Genomic DNA, 18408 nt, shown 5'->3' on the forward strand with positions numbered 1-18408 from the left:
AGAGGCTCCGCCAACCGTTCAAAGCCGCACGGTGACGCACTTCACATGGGTGTAGTGCTGTAGCGCTTCCAAGCCCTTTTCCCGGCCATAGCCGCTGAGCTTATATCCTCCCAGCGGGGTCTCCACGCCGCCAGCCATGTACTCATTGACGTAGACCTGACCCGCTTCCAGAAGACCCGCCACGCGGTGGGCACGCGAGAGATCCCTGGTCCAGATGCCCGCGGCCAAACCATAGTCGGTGTCGTTGGCAATCCGAATCGCATCACTCTCGTTATCGAATGGGATCACACATGCAACGGGGCCGAATATCTCTTCCCTCGCAATGCGCATGTCATTGCGCACGCCGCTATAAATAGTGGGCGATACATACCAGCCGCCCTCCAGCGCAGGGTCGTCCGGTAGATGGCCGCCCACTTCGGCCACGGCCCCTTCCGCCTTGGCGATGGCGTAATAGTCCTGCACTTTCTCATACTGCGCCATGGTCGTCATTGGACCAATCGTGCTGTCGTCTCGACCGATCGTGTAGGCATCCATGGCCTCTTTCATGGCCTCGACGAAGCGATCATGAATCGAACGTTCCACCAGGACGCGAGTTCCTGAGAGGCAAACTTGGCCCGCGTGCGTAAGAAACCCCTTCAACACGCCTGGCGCTGCGGCATCAAGATCCGCATCAGCGAATACGATGTCGGGCGACTTCCCTCCCAGCTCCAGAGTCAGTGGCAACACGCGATCAGCCGCCAGCCGGCCTATTTCCTGGCCCGCCCGAAGCGAGCCTGTGAATGAGACTTTCCGCACCCTCGGGTGCAAAACGAGTGCCTCACCTGCCTCACGTCCTATACCGGTGATCACGTTAAACACGCCTGCCGGCACACCGCACTTGATCAACAGGCGTGCCAGGAAAAGAACTGATCCTGAGGTCGCTTCCGATGGCTTCACGACGACAGTGTTCCCCGCCGACAACGCCGGCGCGCAAGCGCGACCGGCCTGGTTAAGAGGTGCATTCCAAGGAAGGATCGCACCCACCACCCCATAGGGCTCGCGACGCGTATAGGAGTGATAGCCCGCCCCCAAACCAACGGTGTCGCCATGCAAGGCAGTCGCCAAGCCGCCGTAAAGCTCGAAATACTGCGCTGTGCCCTCTATCTCGCCCAGCGCCTGCACCCTGGATTTTCCCGTTTCCAGGCATTCGATCTCAGCAAGCTCGCCGGCCTGATCACGGATGGCATGCGCGGCAGAGGTCAGAAGCCTGCCTCGTGCGAGAGGCCGCATATCTCGCCACGCTGCAAAGGCCTTCTCCGCGGACTGCACGGCGAGATCAACATCCGCAGCGTTTCCACGCCCGACAAGACTGACCGGCTGGCCTCTCCGGGGGTCAAAGCCATCAACATATTCGCCCGAGGACGGCGCGAGCTCCTGACCATTGACAAAATGATGGCGCTTGGGAAGGTTCATGATTTCTTTCCTGTCAGTTCTTACAGCAATCGACGCCACGCTTTCAACGGGCATCGTCAAGAATCATGTCGGCGGCTTTCTCTGCAATCATGATGGTTGGTGCATTCGTGTTGCCGCTAACAATTTCAGGCATGACCGATGCGTCGACGACCCGAAGGCCCTCCACGCCATGCACGCGAAGTTTGGCATCCACGACAGCGAGGCTGTCGTGCCCCATTCGGCATGTTCCGACGGGGTGATAAAGCGTCTGACTATTGCGACGGACGAACTCGAGAATCTGCTCATCCGTTTTCACATTGGAGCCCGGCAAGTCCTCACGCACGACGAGATCGCCCAGAGGAGGCATGGAAGCGATGCGCCGTATCCAATGCAAAGTCGCGATCATGACGCGTTCGTCATCAGGATCGCTCAGGTAATTGGCAATGATTGCGGGTGCCGCCGTCGGGTCAGATGATCGGAGTTCGATGCGTCCCCTTGAGCGAGGACGCAACATCGCGCTGGCAAATTGCACCCCCGCGAAGGGATGCATTTTCAGCTTGTTCTTCGAATCGAATGCAAAGCTGAGAGGCCTGAAACTCAACTGTATATCCGGCACCTCCATCGCCACGTTGCTGCGTACAAATGCCACCGCATGGGAAGCACCAACAGCCAGCGGCCCCTTGCCGCGGAGCAGATAGCCAGCGCCATGGAGGAACTTCTGCCACCCCGAAAGCGACTGATTGAGCGACGCGCCGCGATGCACTTCGTATCCGGCATTCACTGCCAAGTGATCCTGCAAGTTGGCACCAACTCCTGGCAAAGGATGCTCCACTCGAATGCCTTGCCCGGCCAGTTGCGCCGGATCCCCAATACCGGACAGCATGAGCAGATGAGGCGAACCAATCGCGCCTGCGCTCAGGATGACTTGCCGGCGTGCCTGCGCCAGGAATATTGAGCCGTTCCGCCGGTACTCGACGCCAACGGCCCTGCGCTCCCGCAGTTGGACACGAGATACGACCGCTCCTCCGGTGATCGTGAGATTTTTGCGCTGTCGTGCAGGTCCAAGGTAAGCACGAGCAGTCGATGAGCGCTTGCCATCGCCGATGGTGTGCTGCAGGAATCCAACCCCGTCCTGTGTTTCCGCCGCGATATCGCCTTGCCTCATCAACCCCAGTTTCGCGCCCGCCTGAACAAAGGCCTCGGTCGTTCGATGCTGACGATCGGGATAGCTCACTCGCAGCGGCCCGTTGCCTCCCCGGTATTGAGACTCGCCATGGTCGTTGGTTTCGGAACGCTTGAAATACGGCAAGACCTCTTCGGACGACCAGCCCTCATTCCCCAAAGCACTCCATCGGTCATAGTCGTACGCGAAGCCTCGTACATAGACCATGCCGTTGATCGCGCTTGATCCACCCAGAATCTTGCCTCGCGGCCAGTAAAGCTGGCGCCCTGCCAGATTCGGCTCCGGCTCAGTGGAGAACTTCCAATTGATGCGCTGGTCGAAAAATACGTTGCCGACGCCAGCGGGCGTACGGACCCAAAACGGCTCCGCATCCGGTCCAGCCTCCAGCAACAGAACCGAGACCGTGGGATCGGCGCTCAATCTATTGGCCAACACGCAACCGGCCGACCCACCTCCTACGATCACATAGTCATAGGCAGTGTCAGATGTCATGGTGCTCATGGGAAGAAAATCGTCGTTGACAAGGTTAAGCAGCCAGGTATCGCTTCGCCACTTCCGGCCTGGCCTGAAACTCCGCGATGTCCCCTTGGAACACAATGACGCCGTGGTCAATGACGGCGACGCGGGAAGCGATGTCCATGCAGAAGCGCATGTTCTGCTCAGCCACGAGCAGCGTGACGCCCTGTTGGCGAAGCTGAAGAATCAAGGCCTGGATCTGATCCATGATCACCGGTGCCAAGCCTTCGCTGGGCTCATCGAGCAGCAGCAAGTCAGGATTGCCCGCCAGCGCACGGCCTATCGACAACATTTGCTGCTGACCGCCAGACAACAAGCCTGCCGACTTTCGGCGCGCCTCGCCCAATAGGGGAAAGAATTCGTAAATCCTCTGAAGTGGCCAATGGTCTTGCCCTCCAGGCCCCTTCTTCATGCCCAGCCGAAGGTTTCCTTCCACGGTTTGAAGCTTGAAGATCTGACGATCCTCAGGAACATAACCGAGGCCGATATTGGCGATCTGATCGGGGCGCAGTTTCGAAACGTCACGCCCATTCACCTGCACCGCGCCGCCCCGGGGTGGAGCAAGCCGCATGATCGACTTCATGGTCGTACTCTTGCCTGCGCCGTTTCTTCCCAAAAGGGCAACGCAGTCCCCCTGTGCCACGGTCAGATCAAGGCCAAAAAGGATCTGGCTGGTGCCATAGAAGGTTTCCACGCTCCGGACTTCGAGAAGAGGCGTGGTTACCCGGGTGGCGCTCCGTGAGGCAGAAGAGGCATCTGAAAAGGGTGATATGGGCCTCATGCGATCTCCTCGGCATGGCTGCCCAGATACGCAGTCACCACCGCAGGATCACTGCGTACCGCAGCGGGTGCGCCGCGAGCAAGAATTGCGCCGTATGAAAGCACCGTGACGTCCTGAGCAATGGAAAAGACAATATCCATGTCGTGCTCGATGAACAGAACCGTCAAGCCTGTGGTCTTCCAGAGCCTCTGAACCGTCTCGACCATGTGCCACCTCTCCTCGGGCCCCATACCGGCGGTCGGCTCATCCAGCAGCAACACAGAGGGCGACAGACACAGTGCAATACCGATATCCACCATCTTCTGATCGCCGTGGCTCAACTGGGCAACGGGCCTGTGCGCGACAGCGCCAAGCTCCAGCAGCTCGATCACCTCATGGGCTCTATCAAGAGACTGGCGCCGGGGGAACTCTGAAAGCAATCCCTTGACGCCCAGGTGCGACGATGCCATCGCGGCGCTGAAACTCTCCAGAGGCGTGAACGTGGGAAATAAGCTGGCCACCTGAAATGCACGCGCCAACCCACGTGCCGCCACCATCCTTGGCGGCAAGCCTCGCAGTGAGGTACCGTCCAGGAGAATATCCCCTCGATCCGTTCGCACGGTACCGCATATCAGATTGAAAAGAGTGGTCTTCCCCGCCCCGTTCGGACCAATGATGGCAGAGAGACTCCCGCGTGCGAATTCGAGCGAAACACCCTGGATGACGTGGTTGCCACCGAAGGATTTGGAGACATTGTGTATAGAAAGCATGTCTACCCCTCAGTCGTCATCGCCATGGAGGCACCGCCCCCTGAAACGACCGATGCGGGCATCCTTCCCCGCGCCGTGCTAACACGCCGCGCTCTGCGCGCCTGAAACCGCTCATACAGCAAATCGACCGGACCCTTGCGAACGAGAAGGACGATCGCCAGAATCAACAGTCCCAGCACAAGGCTCGTGTTCCCCGTATAGCGAGTGGTACCGTCAATCAAGAGCCGGAGCAGCGCAGCTCCCGCCAATGGTCCGTAGAAAACGCGAGATCCGCCCAGGAGAATGGCCACGATCGCATCGCCTGAGGTGGTCCACAAGGCCATCGTCGGATAAGCGCCCGCCACCAGCAGCGTTGCCAGGGCTCCCGCCACGGATGCGAACATCGCCGAAAGCGCAAACGCCGTCAGCTTCGTGGTGTAAACGTTCACGCCTAGATACGCGCACCTTGATTCGTTGTCGCGGATCATCCGCAACGTCGCACCGAAAGAGGAGCTCACCAAGCCACGCATGGCGAATGCACTGAGACAGAACACGGCTACGATGAACAAGTAGCGAGGAACCCCCGCGGACAGGCTTACACCGAACATTGAGGCTTCGCGCACCATGCCGTTCAGCCCCTGATCACCGCCCGTCACAGGTGCCCATATCTCGATCATGTTGTAGAGCAACATCGCCACCGCGAGCGTGATGAAAGAAAAATGGGTCTCACGCAAGCGAACGCATACGGACCCCACAAGAAACGCCAGCACCGTAGAAGAGCCCACCGCGACGGCGAAGGCCATTGGCGTGTTCCACCCTGCCTGAAGCCCCATGCAGAACGCGTAGGCGCCAGAGGCAAAAAACATGGCGTGCCCAAACGAGACCATGCCTGTATATCCCACCAGCAGATTCAACGACATGGCCAACAGGCCATAGACGAGAATGAATGTCACGATGTCAAGGATTGCTGCTGACGAAGCCACCAACGGAACCAACAGCAGCAGTAACGGCAGGCAATGAAGCAGCAACGCGATCGAAGCCTTGTTTTGTGTTGTCATGAGATCTTCTCCGCGTCCTAGTGAGTGCGCGCGGTGCGCGCGAACAGGCCATTCGGTCTGAGAACCAGTACGGCAGCCATGAAGAAAAACATCACCCCTTCCGTAAACAAAGGGAAACCGATGGATCCGAAAGACCGCGTAAGCCCGAGTAGAAGCGCGGCTACCAGGGCACCCGGAATGGACCCCATGCCGCCAATGACGACTACTACGAACGATTCCAAAAGTATCGAGAACCCGGTACCTGGAAGAATGGCGCGCATCGGTGCCGACAGCGCACCTGCCACGCCAGCCAAGCCGCAGCCCAGGGCAAGAACAATTGCCGCATAGAAATTAATGGGTTTTCCCAACGCTGCGGCCATCTGCGGCAACTCCGCGACAGCTTGCATCGTCAAGCCGAACCGGGTTCGTGTGATCAACAACCAGATGAAAAAGCCAATGGCAGCCGACACCGCCATCAGCACCAGGTAGAAGACAGGGATGACTCCACCTTGAAAGCGTACCGGCGGCAGTCTCATCGACTCTGGCATACCCAAGGAAACGGCTGACGGCCCCCAGATCAGCTTGGCGACATCATCGATCACCATGACGAGCGCGTAGCAAGCCACCAACTGCATCAAGACATCCGCGCCCCTGATCGGCCGCACGACCCAACGCTCGAACAAGATCCCGGCCATTGCCGCGAATAGCGCTGCGCCCAGGACAGCCATCGCATAGCTGCCTGTACCCTGATACACGGAATACGCCGTGTAGGCGCCCAGCATGTAGAACGCCCCATGCGCAAAATTGGCAATGCCAAGAACACCGAATACCAGCGTCAGCCCAGATGCTGTAAGAAACATCAAAAGGCCGATCACCAGGCCACTCGTGGTTTGCGTCACCAAGCAGGAAGATGATGACAGGCAATTCAGCAGCGCATCGAATTCCATGGACTTCTCCTTCAGAAATCCCGTAACTCAGATGTAGCCCTGCTTCTTCTTCCAGGCAGCCTCCTGCTCGAGAATCACCGTCCAGTCCGCGGTGACCCAGTCCTTCACGAAAGGCTCTGCGGGAACTGCCACGCCATAGGCCATCGGATAGTTGATGAGTGTGTTGTCTTCGGCACGCAGAGTCACCTTTCCATCCAGGCCGAACGGCACCTGCACGGTGCTTCCGCGAATAGCCTCGGCTACTTTCACCGCATCGGGATTGCCCTTTGTCGCTCGCAAGCCATCGACAATGAATTGAGCCGCTGCCCCTGTCTGCCAAGACCAGTTGTGAGGCTTGGGGCCTTTGCTGACCTTGACGTAATCGTCATACCATTTCCGGTTTGCAGCTGTAGCCGGGTAGCTCCAGTTGTAGCGGTTTTGAACAAAGAGATTCGGAGGCTGCTGCTTCACGACATCTATGACGCCATAGTCCGAGTAAAGTGGAAGAACATTCAACTTGTCCTTGAACAACCCATAGAGTTCGCCTTGCTCTACAAGCGACATCACATCGCCACCAAAACACAGGGAGTAGATTCCCTGAGGATTCGAAGACAGCATCTTCGTGACTACGTCGGTGAAGTCAGGTGCGCCGAATTTGGGCCAAACCTGTGCAACCACATTCATCTTTCCGCCAAAGTGCCGGAAATAGTCGATGAACTGTTGAGTCGTCTCACGGCCGAAGGCATAGTCTGGAGCGCAGGTCGCCCATCGGGTGATGCCGCGCTCTTTCGCCACACGTGAAATCAGTGCACCGCCGGCAATCGCATCATGGATGCCCTGCCTTGCCACACGGAAGGCCAGGGGATTGAATTTCTTGGGGTCTGCCGTCAGCGAAGAAGCTTCCGAGTTCAGTTGGAAACAGGCGACCTTAGCGTCACGAATACTCTCGTTGATGGCAGCCGCCGCCGAAGAAGACTCGGCGCTCATGATGATGGAGCAGCCGTCTGTTCCGATCAAGCTTCGCATGTTCTTCACCGCCTCCTCCGGCAGATTGCGTGAATCGCGCACAATCAACTCAAGCTTCCGCCCCTCGATACCTCCTCCCGAATTCACCTGATCAAAGAGCAGCTTAGTTGCGACAACCTGGCCGAGACCTGCATACGCGAAGCGCCCTGTCGTCACCGCGCTCATCCCGATCTTGATGCTGCCAGACTGAGCTTTGACAAAGGCCGGTGCCCCTCCGGCGGAAGCGGCGGCCACCGCACCACCTGCTTTCAAAACCTGCCGCCGTGAAAACACTGCCACGGCCCCAGACCCTTGTTCTTCAAGCATTCTTGTCTCCTTGTTTTCCCGCTCTCATCGGGGGTTGATGCGTATGCTGTTCTCGGAAGCGGCATTCGCTGATACGGAGCGCAGTATTTCCGGACGAGCAAAGCGATGTAAAGACGTTTTGACAAATAGCACATACGTGATGCGCCACGTCGCGCGCCACGGGATGCGGACGCATCACATATGTGCTTTCTGTTCGACACAGGTTTCTCCACCTTCGCTTTTGCCGCATAGTTCTTTCCATCGAATGTGGAGCGACAAAAGCGTGAGAACCTCTCCGGACACCCCTGGTGTGCGTGCCGACTCATCGGCCTTGACAGCTGCATTGATTCAGCGATCTTTCGCCGTTGGCCAGGCGCCGCTGCGCCCAGACATGCAGGAGCTTGCGCGGCAATGTGTACTGGATTGGGTCGGGGTCGCGCTGGCCGGCTCCAGCGAGCCATTGGTTCAGCACCTGACAGCGCAGGCCCAGGAAGACGGCGGGCACTCCCAGGCCTCGCTCATTGGAAGCGATCTGAAGGTCAGCATCCGGCAAGCCGCCCTGATCAACGGCGCCACAGGGCATGCGATCGACTACGATGATGCGAATACCGGCGCGCAGGGCCATGTGACCACCGCCGTGCTTCCCGCCACGTTGGCCGTGGCGGAAGCCCAGGGGCTCGGTGGCGATGCGTTGCTCCGCGCCTTTGCCGCAGGCTATGAGATGACTGGCATGGTAGGCCAGTATGTCGGGCGCGAGCACTATGAGCACGGCTTTCACGGCACCTGCACGGTGGGGTCCTTCGGCGCGGCTTGCGCTGCGGCGGTACTGATGGAACTGGATGCCGCCACCACCGCAGTTGCCCTGGGTATCGCCGGCACGCAGGCTGGCGGCATGAAGGCCCAGTTCGGCACGATGTGCAAGCCGCTGCACGCAGGCAAGGCCGCTGAAAACGGCGTCACAGGCGCGCAGCTTGCCGCACGCGGTTTCACCGGCCGGCCGGATCTGCTGGAAGCGGTGCAGGGCTTCGGTGCTGTGACCAGTCCGCGTACCGATGCGCGAGCCGCGCTGAAAATCCCTCAAGGCGGTAGCCATCTTCACCACAACCTGTTCAAGTATCACTCCGCCTGCTATGGAACGCATGCCTCCATCGAGGCGTTGTACTCGCTCCGCCAGGCGCACGGGATCCAGCCAGAAGACGTCTTGAGTGTCGAGCTTGATGTCGAGCCTGGCATGAAACGCATGTGCAGCATTGCCGAGCCCCGCACAGGCCTGGAAGCCAAGTTCAGCCTGAGCCTGAATGCGGCCTTGGTGCTGGCTGGTGAAGACACTTCGTCACCGGCCACTTATTCGGATGAAACCGCACGCCGCTCCGATCTGGTGGCCCTGCGTGACCGCGTGGAGCTTCGGTTCATGCCTGCAGCGTGGCCGTTGATGACCGCAGGCGCCAGGATCCGTACGCATGATGGCCAGGAATTCTCGGCTCACCACGACGCCAGCATCCCTGATGCCGACCTGCGCCGGCAACGCGTGCGCCTGGAACGCAAGTTCATGGCCCTCGCGGAGCCCGCCGTCGGCATGAGCAGCGCCCATACCATCCTCCGCGCGATTGCGGAGATGGAACGATTCAAGGACATCGGTTCGCTGATGTCCTTGCTTAGACAACCCACCAGAAAGCCATCATGAGCCAAGATATCGTCGCGCGCGCCAAACCCCGGGAGAAGGGCTATTGGTATGAGGATTTTGAAATCGGAAGAACGTTCGTTCACCACTGGGGGCGCACGATCTCGCAGGCCGAGAACGCCCTGTTCACCACCCTCACCCTTCACTTCAACCCTCAATACACGAACGTTGAATTCGCGAAAGCGATGGGGCACCGTGACACCCTGGTGAATCCGCTGCTGGTCTTCAACACGGTCTTCGGCCTCTCCGTGCAGGACCTGAGCGAGCACGGCACCGCCTTCCTTGGCGTGAATGAGTTGAACCATGCGGCGCCGTTCTACCCAGGCGATACGCTCTTTGCGCGATCGACTGTGATCGATCAACGCCTCTCTAGCAGCAAGAAGGGCATGGGCATCGTTGGCTGGCATACGCAGGGCTTCAATCAACAGGATGAGTTGATCTGCGAGTTCAAGCGCTCGAATCTGATTTTCCTGCGGGAAGGGCCATCACGATGAACATCTTGATGACCGACGATCGCAGGGCCATCCAGGAGCAGGCACGCGAATTCACCATGCGCGAAGTGCTACCGGTAGCGAACGCCTTGGATCCCGAGAAGGGTGAGATCCCCATGTCCTTGCGGGAGAAGATGGCCGAGATGGGGTACTTCGGCATCCTCATCGACGAAGAGTATGGCGGCTTGGGCCTGGGGGTCTTCGAGTACTGCCTGGTCGCGGAGGAACTGGCCCGTGGCTGGATGAGCGTGGCTTCGCTGATCGCTCGCGCCAACAACCTCCCTGGCATGGAAAAGCTCTCCGCACAGCAAAAGCAGGATCTGATGCCGAAGGTCGCCCGCGGCGAGTGGCTGGGGGCGTTCGCGATGTCCGAACCCAATGCCGGCTCGGATATCGGCAACATCAGCTGCAGAGCCCGGCTGGAGGGTGACTCGTGGGTGATCCACGGTAATAAATACTGGTGCACTTTCGCCGACGGTGCTGACTACCTCGTCGTCATCGCACGTACCAGCCCTGCGCCGGAGGGCAAGAAGCACAAAGGGCTCTCGGCCTTCATGATCCCCAAGAAACGGGGTGAGCTGCCGGAAGGTATCCAGGGCGCGCCAATTCCCAAGATCGGCTATCACGGCTGGAAAACCTGGGAGCTGGCGTTCGACGGGTTTCGCGTGCCCGCCAACGCACTTCTGGGAGAAGAAGGCGAGGGCTTCTACCTTGCCACGCAGGGCTTGGAGAAAGCCCGCGCCCACACGGCAGCGCGTGCGATCGGACTGGCCCGCGGCGCACTGGAAGATTCGATCGCCTACGCTCATGAGCGGGAACAGTTCGGATCCCCGATAGCCGGGTTCCAGGCCATCCGTTTCAAGATCGCGCAGATGGCCACAGACATCGAAGCAGCGCGCCAGCTCAACTATTTCGTCTGCGCTCAGATCGATGCCGGAGGCCGCTGCGATCTGGAAGCCTCCATGGCGAAGCTGTACGCCACGGAGATGGCGGAACGGGTAACCAGCGAGGGACTGCAGATTCATGGCGGCGCGGGATACACCACGCTCCACGCCGTGGAACGCTATTGGCGCGACGCGCGCCTGACCAAGATTTTCGAGGGAACTTCCGAGATCCAGATGCGGATCATTTCGGACCGCCTGCTCGGCAAGCACTAAGGAGACATTCATGAAGCTCAACCTTCTGACCGAACGCGACAATTACTTCGAGGACTTCACGCCAGGCACGGTCATCCGCCACGTGCGCAGCAAGACATTGGAGCCTCTCGATCAGGTGCTGATCACCAACCTGGTGATGAACACCGCATCAGGACACTTCGACGAGGAAGTCATGAAAACCCATCCTGCCGGCAAACGTCTTTCCTTTGGCGGTGTGAACATTGCGATGTTCGTCGGCCTGGCCAGCCAGGACACGGCCGAGAACGCGATCAGCGAACTCGGCATGGACAAGATCCGGCTGCAGGGGCCCGTCTTTCATGGCGATACCTTGACCGCCTACACCGAAGTGCTCGAGGTGCAACCCGCCGGACGCGATGATGCGGGCATCGTCCGGTTCAAGCACTATGGCACCAAACAGGATGGCAGCCTTGTCTTCGAAGGTGAGCGCACAGTACTCATGAAACGCCGCTCACACTGGGGAGCACGCTGATGCCTGCCGCCGGATTTGGCGCACTGGACGGCGTGCGTGTCATTGATTTCACGCAAATGCTCGCCGGCCCGTTCTGCACACAGCTGCTGGCCGACCAGGGCGCTGAAGTCATCAAGATCGAGCCCGTGGAAGGAGAGGAAAGCCGGCAGGCCGGACCGTTCCGGCCGGAAGACAAGCTTCGCGATTTCGGTGGCTATTTTGCCTCGGTCAATCGCAACAAGAGGTCTATCGGGCTCGATCTGAAGGACCCGGCCGCCCGCGGCATCGCGTTGGAGTTGATCGATACCGCGGACGTCGTGGTCGAGAACTACCGTGCCGGCGTCATGGACCGGCTCGGCCTCTCCTATGAAACATTGCGGGAGCGCAATCCCAAGCTGGTCTATGCCTCGATCCGCGGTTTCGGCGATCCCCGCACAGGCAAAAGCCCTTACTCGGAATGGCCTGCATTCGACGTGGTCGCCCAAGCCATGGGCGGATTGATGCAGATCAACGGTCCGGACCGCCACACACCGCTGAAGGTCGGGCCTGGTGTCGGCGATTTGTATCCAGCCACCTTGTGCGCCTACGGTGTCACCGCTGCCCTGTTCCGCGCAGCCCGCACAGGCGAGGGGCAATTTGTCGATGTCTCCATGGTGGATGCGGTACTGGCGCTCTGCGAGCGCACGGTGCACCAGCATTCGTTCCAGGATCTGATTCCTTTTCCTGAAGGAAACAGACACCCCCTTCTCTCGCCCTTTGGGCTTTTCAAGGCCAAAGACGGGTTCGTGACCCTCGCGGCTCATTTCGACGCCATGTGGGTGAAGCTGTGCAAGCTGATCGACCGGCCTGATCTGATCACGGACAGCCGGACCGCCACCGCGGCTGCCCGTGTGGACCACCGGGACTTCGTCTACGAGCAACTGGAAAACTACACGTCCGAGCGCACGAAGCGGGAATTGACGGACCTGCTGGGCGGAAAGATTCCGTTCGGACCGGTGTACAACGTGGCGGAAGTGTTCGCGGACCCTCATATCGCGGCGCGCGAAATGATCGTCAAGGTGGCGCACCCGGGGCTGGACCGCGAGATGTCCATCGCAGGGATTCCACTGAAGATGACAGGCACGCCCGGGCGCGTAGCCCGGCGGGCCCCCATGGTCGGCGAGCACACCGGCGAAATCCTCCGCGAGATCGGGATCCCCGAGGCGCGCGTGAGCGAACTGCGCGCCCAGGGCTCGATTGGCTGAGCACATGCCCGCATGACCGCCTGATCTTGAATTTTTACTTGAAGGAAATTTTCATGGCAACGACTCGCCCTCGCCGTGCCCGCCGCGTGCAGCTTTCAACCCCGGGTTCATCCGAGAAGATGATGGCCAAGGCTGCCGCCAGCGCGGCCGACCACGTTTTCCTGGATCTGGAAGACGCCGTGGCTCCCAGCCAGAAGGTGGCGGCGCGCGGGAAAATCGTGGAGGCCTTGAACACCCTGGACTGGGGCCAGAAGGTCCGGTGCGTCCGCATCAATGATCTCTCGACCGAGTATGCCTATGAAGACATCATCGAAGTGGTGGAAGGCGCCGGACGCAATCTCGATACGATCATGATGACCAAGGTCACGAGTGCGGCGGACGTGCTGTTTGCCGACCGGCTCCTTTCCATGATGGAAAAAAAGCTCAAGCTGGAACGCCGCATCGGCCTGGAAGCCTTGATCGAAGAAGTAGAAGGCATGCAGAACATCGAGTCGATCGCGCGCTCCAGCGACCGTCTGGAATGCCTCATTTTCGGCATGGGGGATTTTTCCGCCTCCATGGGTATCAGCCTCGACGCCGCGATCGGCGGCCACTCGCCCTATCCAGGAGACATGTGGCACTACGCCCGGTTCCGCCTCGTGATGGCTTGCCGGGCAGCAGGGCTGGATCCTGTCGACGGCCCGTATGCGGATTTCAACAACGGCGAGGGCTACAGGAACGAATGCAGCCGTGCCGGCACGCTCGGCTGCGTCGGCAAGTGGGCTATCCATCCGAACCAGATCGCCATCGCCCGCGAGGTCTTCAGCCCTGACCCCGCGAAAGTCGCCACAGCACGCAAGATTGTGCAGGAGTATGCTGCCGCGGAAGCAGCAGGCTCGGGCTCGATCAACGTCGATGGTGTCATGGTCGATGTCGCCACGGTGCGGCTGCTTCGGAACGGCGTTCTCAGCCGTGCTGATCTGTACGGCATGTAAGAACGTGTTCACGATCTAAGGATTCAAGGAGGGCGCCATGCCAAGAAGGGCTCTGAGCAAGGATGATCGCGGCAAATCCGACAAGGAGATGAGCAGCCGCGAGCTGGCTGGCGTGATCAAGTCGGCCAAGCGGGCGCTGGAGCTCTTCGACTACTTTGCAGAGTGCCGCCGCCCGCTGTCGGTCACGGACATCGTGCGCGGGCTGGACTACCCTCAATCCAGTGCGTCGGCGCTCCTCAAAAGCCTGACGAAACTGGGCTACCTGGATTACGACCGCTACCAGCGGTTGTACATGCCTACGCTACGCGTCGCGCTTTTCGGGGGCTGGGTGCAGGACGAGCTCTTCAGCCACAAGAGCCTTTCCCACCTGATTGATGAATTGCGGATCGCCAGCGGCGCCCAGACCATCATCCTGGGCATGCAGAATGACATCTATGTGCAATACATCCACATGGTGCAATCGCCCCGGCAGGACATTCCAGCCTGGTACATCAAGCCAGGCTCGCTCCGCCCCTCTGCCGCTCAGCCACAGGGAGAATCCTGCTGAGCCGCAAAAGCGACGTCGAAGTGCAGCAATTGCTGTGGCGCATCAATGCCGAGGAAGAACCCGACCGGCGGTTACAGGTCGGAGATCTTCTCAAGGAACTGGATCTCATCCGCCGGGAAGGGTACGCCTATACGGAGGGCATGGTCACGCCCCACACTGGCGTCATTGCTGTGGAAATGCCCACGCCGCCGAGCCAGCCCCCTATGGCCCTTGGAATCGGAGGCCCCATCGACATCCTGAGGCAGGAAAAAGACCGCTACCTCGAGCTGCTGCGCCATGCACTGCAGCCCTACCAAGTTCGAAGGTCTCCTGTCAGGCTTTGAATTAATCTCTATTGCTTGCCTGCCGTCTGCGCATAAAGAAGCACGGCAGCACGCGCCTCGATCGACACCCCCTGTCCTACAGGCCCCAGGCGTTCAGCGGTCTTTGCTTTCACGTTGACCTTCTCCGGGGCCACCTGAAGCACTTCTGCGATGCGTTGGCACATGGCGCCGATGTATGGCGCCAGGCGCGGCGCCTGCGCGATCACGGTGCTGTCGACGTTGCCAATCCGCCAGCCCTTTTCACGCACGCGGCGCGCGGCTTCGGTCAACAGCGTGGCGGAGTCGGCTCCACTGAAGGCTTCATCGGTATCGGGAAAGTGCCGCCCGATATCACCCAACCCTGCCGCACCCAGGAGCGCATCGGTGATCGCGTGCAGCAACGCGTCGGCATCCGAATGCCCGAGCAGGCCATGTGTGTGGGGAATCTGGACACCCCCCAGCATCAGCTTTCGGCCAGGCACCAGGGCGTGCACATCCCAACCCTCTCCAACGCGAATGGGGGGGAACAGATTAACGTCGCTCATCTCTTTCGGCCTCTCAGGATAGCCTCCGCCAAGGCGAAATCCTCGGGGTACGTCACTTTGAAATTGCTCGCACTGCCAGACACCAGGAGCGGGGAATGGCCCGCTGCTTCCATGGCGCTGGCCTCGTCAGTGATGCCAGCAAAGCCAGCACCCGCATGCGGCGCCAGCGCATCCCGCAGCATGCCGACGCGAAACATCTGCGGTGTCTGCGCCAGCCACTTGTGGCTGCGATCAATGGTCTCACCCACGCGGCCGTCTTGCTCGCTTTTCAGCGTGTCAGCCAAGGGCAGCGCCAGCAGGCCGCCAATGGCGTCAGGCAGGCAGGCATCGATCAGTGCCTCGATCTGAGCGGGGGTCACGAGGCAGCGCGCCGCATCGTGGACCAGCACCCAATCACCTGGATCGGCGCCTTGAGCCAGCAATTGTTCCAAGCCGTTGAAGACGCTTTCGGCCCTGGTCTTGCCACCGCAATCGGCCACGGAAACCAAGGGGTTCGGAGTCTCAAGAAAGCGGTCGCCCGCCGCGACCACGACCAGCACGCGCGCCATGCGGGGTACCGCCGCGAAGGCTGCCAGCGTATGCAGCACCATGGGCTGGCCGGCCACCGGCTGGTACTGCTTGGGCTGGACGGTGCCCGCACGCGAACCGGTACCGGCGCATGGCAGCAAAGCAAAGCAACGTTCCGGCAAACTCATCCGCGGATCACTCGCCATTCAAGAGCGCCCACATCCGGCCGGGTGAAAGCGGCATTTGCAGGTGCGGCGCCAGATCGGCGCGGCCCGCGCGCGCGAGCGCATCCGCCACGGCGTTGACGATACAGGGCGTAGCACCGATGGTGCCCAGCTCGCCCACGCCCTTCACGCCCAAAGGGTTGTTGGTGCAGGGAGTCGACTCGTCCATTTCTGTCTTGAACAGCGCGGCCATATCGTGGGCGCGAGGCGCGGCATAGTCCATGAGGCTGCCGGTCATCAACTGGCCGGAATCAGGGTCATACACCACCTGCTCCATCAACGCCTGGCCGATGCCCTGCACGGCGCCTCCATCAAGCTGGCCACGCACGATCATCGGGTTGACCACACGGCCGACGTCATTGACTGAAGAGTAAGCCACGATCTCCACAGTGCCCGTATGCGGATCCAGCTCGATCTCGCTGATGTGGCAGCCATTCGGCCAGGTGGGACCCGCCACGCGATGGGTATGGTCGACGAAGATCTGCCCGCCCTCCTGCTTGGCAGCGAGCTCGAACAGGCCAATGCCATGATCGGTGCCCACTACTTCGAAGCGGCCGCCCGCATAGCGGATGTCTGGCGGCGCGGCTTCCAGCTCCCGGGCAGCCAGTTGCCTGGCTTCCTCGATGGTGCGCTCGGCCCCTGTCTGCATGGCGGAACCACCGGTGAAAAGCGAGCGCGAGCCGGCGCTGCCGAAACCGTTGCCCCGGTCCGTATCGCCCAGCACCACTCGCACCTGGCTGATCGGCACGCCGAACGTGTCGACCACCAACTGGGCCAGCGTGGTGGCAATGCCTTGGCCCATCTGATTGACGGCGCTATAGACCTCGATGATGCCGCCGGCCTGCACGCTAAGGGTGACCCGCTCTTCCAGCGCATTGCCCCCCGTCCACTCCAGGAATGTGGCGATACCCAGTCCGCGCCACAAGCCGCGCGCCTTGGATTCCGCCGCGCGCTGCTCGAAGCCATCCCAATCGGCCCGCGGAAGCGCCTGATCCATCACCCGTTCGAAACGGCCCACATCGTAGATCTGCCCCATGGGATTGGTGTAGGGCATCTGCTCGGGCTGGATGAAGTTGCGCCGCCGCAGCTCGACACGATCGATGCCGGTCTGGCGAGCGGCCTCGTCCATCAGCCGTTCGATGTTGAAAATGGCCTCTGGACGCCCCGCACCCCGGTAGGCACCGGTGGGCGCCTGGTTGGTGAGCACAGCGCGAAAATGGAAATCGATCACCGGCACGTGGTAGACGCTCGTCTGCACCCATGGGCCGATCAGCAACTGGATCGCGATACCGCTGCCGGTGGCATAAGCGCCTACGTTGGCATCGGAATGCACGCGCAAGGCCAGGATTTTCCCGCCGGCATCCATCGCGAGCTCGGCATGGGCTTGCAAATCGCGCCCATGCGAGGTGCTGAGAAACTCCTCGCTGCGGTCGGCGCGCCAGGATACTGGCCGGCCGGTGGCGCGGGCAGCCCAAGCGATCACGGCGTCTTCGGCGTAGGAACCCGCTTTCATGCCGAATCCGCCGCCCACGTCTCCCACGCGCACGCGCACAGCCTCGGGTTCCACCCCCAGGACATTGCTGACAGATGCGCGCACGGCCGTCGGCATCTGCGAGCTGATGTGCATATCGACGCGGTTGTTCGCCGCGTCCCAGGCCGCGCGCACGGTACGCGGCTCCAGGGTGAGGGCCACCAGGCGCTGGTGCGTGAGGTCCAGCTGCACCCGGTGCGCCGCGCGCTCGAACGCAGCCGCAGTAGCAGCCGCGTCGCCGTGCCGGGCCTCACAGGAAATGTTGTCAGGGGCGGCGTGCCATACCGTTGCGCCGCCGTTCAGCGCGGCGGCCAGCGTGGGTACGGCCGGCTGCTCCTCGTAATCCACGAACACGGCCTCGGCCGCATCGCGCGCCTGCTGCAGGCTATCCGCCACGATGGCAGCCACCGGCTCGCCCACGAAACGCACGGTGTCGCGGGCCAGCACCGGCCGCGGCGGCGTGGCGCAATCGCTGCCATCGGCCCGCTTGAAGCCCGCGCCCACCGCCATGGTGCCGGCATCGGCAAAATCCGCGCCCGTCAGCACCGTGCGGACGCCAGGCATGCCCCGGGCAGCCTCTGCATCCACCGCGCGCACATGGGCATGGGGGTACGGAGAACGAACGAATACCAGGTGGCCATCGGCCGCTTCGCTCAGATCGTCGGTGTAGCGCCCCTGGCCTTTGAGCAAGGCTTCATCTTCCAGGCGGCGCACCGCGTGGCCGCTGCCGAAACGGGCGGCAGTATCCAAAGTGGTGGTCATGGGGGTGAATTCTGTGAGTTCGCGTAAGAGGGAGCTGTCAACTATAGAGGCAAGCATGCCT

General features: G+C 60.9%; 18 protein-coding genes. 8 read left to right on the forward strand and 10 right to left on the reverse strand.

Translation table 11 applies throughout. From position 1 onward, the window contains the following. Positions 1–18: 18 nt before the first annotated feature. The 7 genes from WJU18_RS24600 to WJU18_RS24630 are packed head-to-tail and all read right to left on the reverse strand — an operon-like array spanning position 19 to position 7934. On the reverse strand, positions 19–1506 hold the full coding sequence (locus tag WJU18_RS24600) for an aldehyde dehydrogenase family protein (protein WP_423456356.1): 1488 nt from the start codon (positions 1504–1506) through the stop codon (positions 19–21). After that, complete coding sequence (locus WJU18_RS24605) at positions 1496–3115, reverse strand: GMC family oxidoreductase (RefSeq protein ID WP_423456358.1); 1620 nt, start codon at positions 3113–3115, stop codon at positions 1496–1498. Before WJU18_RS24605 ends, WJU18_RS24600 begins: the two co-directional genes overlap by 11 nt. Positions 3116–3140: 25 nt before the next feature. Beyond that, positions 3141–3911 carry an ABC transporter ATP-binding protein gene (locus tag WJU18_RS24610; RefSeq protein WP_423456360.1) on the reverse strand — a complete coding sequence of 257 codons (771 nt, stop codon included), beginning with the start codon at positions 3909–3911 and terminating at the stop codon, positions 3141–3143. Then, positions 3908–4660, reverse strand: coding sequence for an ABC transporter ATP-binding protein (locus WJU18_RS24615; RefSeq protein ID WP_423456362.1), 753 nt, complete (start codon positions 4658–4660; stop codon positions 3908–3910). Before WJU18_RS24615 ends, WJU18_RS24610 begins: the two co-directional genes overlap by 4 nt. A gap of 2 nt (positions 4661–4662) precedes the next feature. Beyond that, entirely contained in the window at positions 4663–5697 is a 1035-nt protein-coding gene (locus tag WJU18_RS24620; protein ID WP_423456363.1) for a branched-chain amino acid ABC transporter permease, read from the reverse strand. 17 nt (positions 5698–5714) lie between these two features. Beyond that, positions 5715–6623 carry a branched-chain amino acid ABC transporter permease gene (locus WJU18_RS24625; RefSeq protein ID WP_423456365.1) on the reverse strand — a complete coding sequence of 303 codons (909 nt, stop codon included), beginning with the start codon at positions 6621–6623 and terminating at the stop codon, positions 5715–5717. Positions 6624–6650: 27 nt separating this feature from the next. Continuing rightward, positions 6651–7934 carry an ABC transporter substrate-binding protein gene (locus WJU18_RS24630; protein WP_423456367.1) on the reverse strand — a complete coding sequence of 428 codons (1284 nt, stop codon included), beginning with the start codon at positions 7932–7934 and terminating at the stop codon, positions 6651–6653. Positions 7935–8196: 262 nt separating this feature from the next. On the opposite strand from WJU18_RS24630, the gene WJU18_RS24635 reads away from it, so the two are divergent. From WJU18_RS24635 to WJU18_RS24670, 8 genes are read left to right on the forward strand one after another with little or no spacing between them, the layout of a single operon-like run. After that, positions 8197–9597 carry an MmgE/PrpD family protein gene (locus WJU18_RS24635; protein ID WP_423456369.1) on the forward strand — a complete coding sequence of 467 codons (1401 nt, stop codon included), beginning with the start codon at positions 8197–8199 and terminating at the stop codon, positions 9595–9597. Continuing rightward, positions 9594–10088, forward strand: coding sequence for a MaoC family dehydratase (locus WJU18_RS24640; protein ID WP_423456370.1), 495 nt, complete (start codon positions 9594–9596; stop codon positions 10086–10088). Before WJU18_RS24635 ends, WJU18_RS24640 begins: the two co-directional genes overlap by 4 nt. A gap of 8 nt (positions 10089–10096) precedes the next feature. After that, positions 10097–11242 (forward strand): acyl-CoA dehydrogenase family protein, encoded by a 1146-nt coding sequence (locus WJU18_RS24645; RefSeq protein WP_423456372.1) that lies wholly within the window; start codon positions 10097–10099, stop codon positions 11240–11242. A 10-nt stretch (positions 11243–11252) separates the two neighbouring features. Beyond that, positions 11253–11732 carry a MaoC family dehydratase gene (locus WJU18_RS24650; protein WP_423456374.1) on the forward strand — a complete coding sequence of 160 codons (480 nt, stop codon included), beginning with the start codon at positions 11253–11255 and terminating at the stop codon, positions 11730–11732. Further along, positions 11732–12955: a CaiB/BaiF CoA transferase family protein gene (locus tag WJU18_RS24655; protein WP_423456376.1), complete on the forward strand. Its 1224-nt coding sequence runs from the start codon at positions 11732–11734 to the stop codon at positions 12953–12955. The genes WJU18_RS24650 and WJU18_RS24655 overlap by 1 nt, the downstream gene beginning before the upstream one ends. 53 nt (positions 12956–13008) lie before the next feature. Next, a complete protein-coding gene (locus tag WJU18_RS24660) occupies positions 13009–13929 on the forward strand; it encodes an HpcH/HpaI aldolase/citrate lyase family protein (RefSeq protein WP_423456378.1) in 921 nt (306 codons plus the stop codon). Between the two features lie 37 nt (positions 13930–13966). Then, positions 13967–14476: a helix-turn-helix domain-containing protein gene (locus WJU18_RS24665; protein ID WP_423456380.1), complete on the forward strand. Its 510-nt coding sequence runs from the start codon at positions 13967–13969 to the stop codon at positions 14474–14476. A 20-nt stretch (positions 14477–14496) separates the two neighbouring features. Then, the gene (locus WJU18_RS24670; RefSeq protein ID WP_423456382.1) at positions 14497–14799 is read left to right on the forward strand and encodes a hypothetical protein; all 303 of its coding nucleotides are present in this window, start codon (positions 14497–14499) and stop codon (positions 14797–14799) included. A gap of 8 nt (positions 14800–14807) precedes the next feature. On the opposite strand, the gene ispF is transcribed toward WJU18_RS24670, so the two are convergent. The 3 genes from ispF to WJU18_RS24685 are packed head-to-tail and all read right to left on the reverse strand — an operon-like array spanning position 14808 to position 18347. Beyond that, a complete protein-coding gene (gene ispF / locus WJU18_RS24675; protein WP_423456384.1) occupies positions 14808–15323 on the reverse strand; it encodes a 2-C-methyl-D-erythritol 2,4-cyclodiphosphate synthase in 516 nt (171 codons plus the stop codon). Continuing rightward, positions 15320–16018, reverse strand: a complete 699-nt coding sequence (gene ispD, locus WJU18_RS24680; protein WP_423456386.1) for a 2-C-methyl-D-erythritol 4-phosphate cytidylyltransferase — start codon at positions 16016–16018, stop codon at positions 15320–15322. Before ispD ends, ispF begins: the two co-directional genes overlap by 4 nt. Before the next feature lie 7 nt (positions 16019–16025). Further along, positions 16026–18347: a xanthine dehydrogenase family protein molybdopterin-binding subunit gene (locus WJU18_RS24685; protein ID WP_423456388.1), complete on the reverse strand. Its 2322-nt coding sequence runs from the start codon at positions 18345–18347 to the stop codon at positions 16026–16028. Positions 18348–18408: the final 61 nt, after the last annotated feature.

The organism is Ottowia sp. VDI28, from assembly GCF_049532675.1.
In the GTDB taxonomy this organism is placed as follows: Bacteria; Pseudomonadota; Gammaproteobacteria; order Burkholderiales; family Burkholderiaceae_C; genus Ottowia.

Excerpts from the sequence above, each read along its gene's own strand:
- WJU18_RS24615 (WP_423456362.1), bottom strand. The coding sequence starts at position 4,660 with ATGCTTTCTATACACAATGTCTCCAAATCCTTCGGTGGCAACCACGTC.
- WJU18_RS24605 (WP_423456358.1), bottom strand. The coding sequence starts at position 3,115 with ATGAGCACCATGACATCTGACACTGCCTATGACTATGTGATCGTAGGA.
- ispF (WP_423456384.1), bottom strand. The coding sequence starts at position 15,323 with ATGAGCGACGTTAATCTGTTCCCCCCCATTCGCGTTGGAGAGGGTTGG.
- WJU18_RS24630 (WP_423456367.1), bottom strand. The coding sequence starts at position 7,934 with ATGCTTGAAGAACAAGGGTCTGGGGCCGTGGCAGTGTTTTCACGGCGG.
- WJU18_RS24640 (WP_423456370.1), top strand. The coding sequence starts at position 9,594 with ATGAGCCAAGATATCGTCGCGCGCGCCAAACCCCGGGAGAAGGGCTAT.
- WJU18_RS24650 (WP_423456374.1), top strand. The coding sequence starts at position 11,253 with ATGAAGCTCAACCTTCTGACCGAACGCGACAATTACTTCGAGGACTTC.
- WJU18_RS24645 (WP_423456372.1), top strand. The coding sequence starts at position 10,097 with ATGACCGACGATCGCAGGGCCATCCAGGAGCAGGCACGCGAATTCACC.
- WJU18_RS24610 (WP_423456360.1), bottom strand. The coding sequence starts at position 3,911 with ATGAGGCCCATATCACCCTTTTCAGATGCCTCTTCTGCCTCACGGAGC.
- WJU18_RS24660 (WP_423456378.1), top strand. The coding sequence starts at position 13,009 with ATGGCAACGACTCGCCCTCGCCGTGCCCGCCGCGTGCAGCTTTCAACC.
- WJU18_RS24655 (WP_423456376.1), top strand. The coding sequence starts at position 11,732 with ATGCCTGCCGCCGGATTTGGCGCACTGGACGGCGTGCGTGTCATTGAT.
- WJU18_RS24600 (WP_423456356.1), bottom strand. The coding sequence starts at position 1,506 with ATGCCCGTTGAAAGCGTGGCGTCGATTGCTGTAAGAACTGACAGGAAA.
- WJU18_RS24685 (WP_423456388.1), bottom strand. The coding sequence starts at position 18,347 with ATGACCACCACTTTGGATACTGCCGCCCGTTTCGGCAGCGGCCACGCG.
- ispD (WP_423456386.1), bottom strand. The coding sequence starts at position 16,018 with ATGAGTTTGCCGGAACGTTGCTTTGCTTTGCTGCCATGCGCCGGTACC.
- WJU18_RS24620 (WP_423456363.1), bottom strand. The coding sequence starts at position 5,697 with ATGACAACACAAAACAAGGCTTCGATCGCGTTGCTGCTTCATTGCCTG.
- WJU18_RS24665 (WP_423456380.1), top strand. The coding sequence starts at position 13,967 with ATGCCAAGAAGGGCTCTGAGCAAGGATGATCGCGGCAAATCCGACAAG.
- WJU18_RS24625 (WP_423456365.1), bottom strand. The coding sequence starts at position 6,623 with ATGGAATTCGATGCGCTGCTGAATTGCCTGTCATCATCTTCCTGCTTG.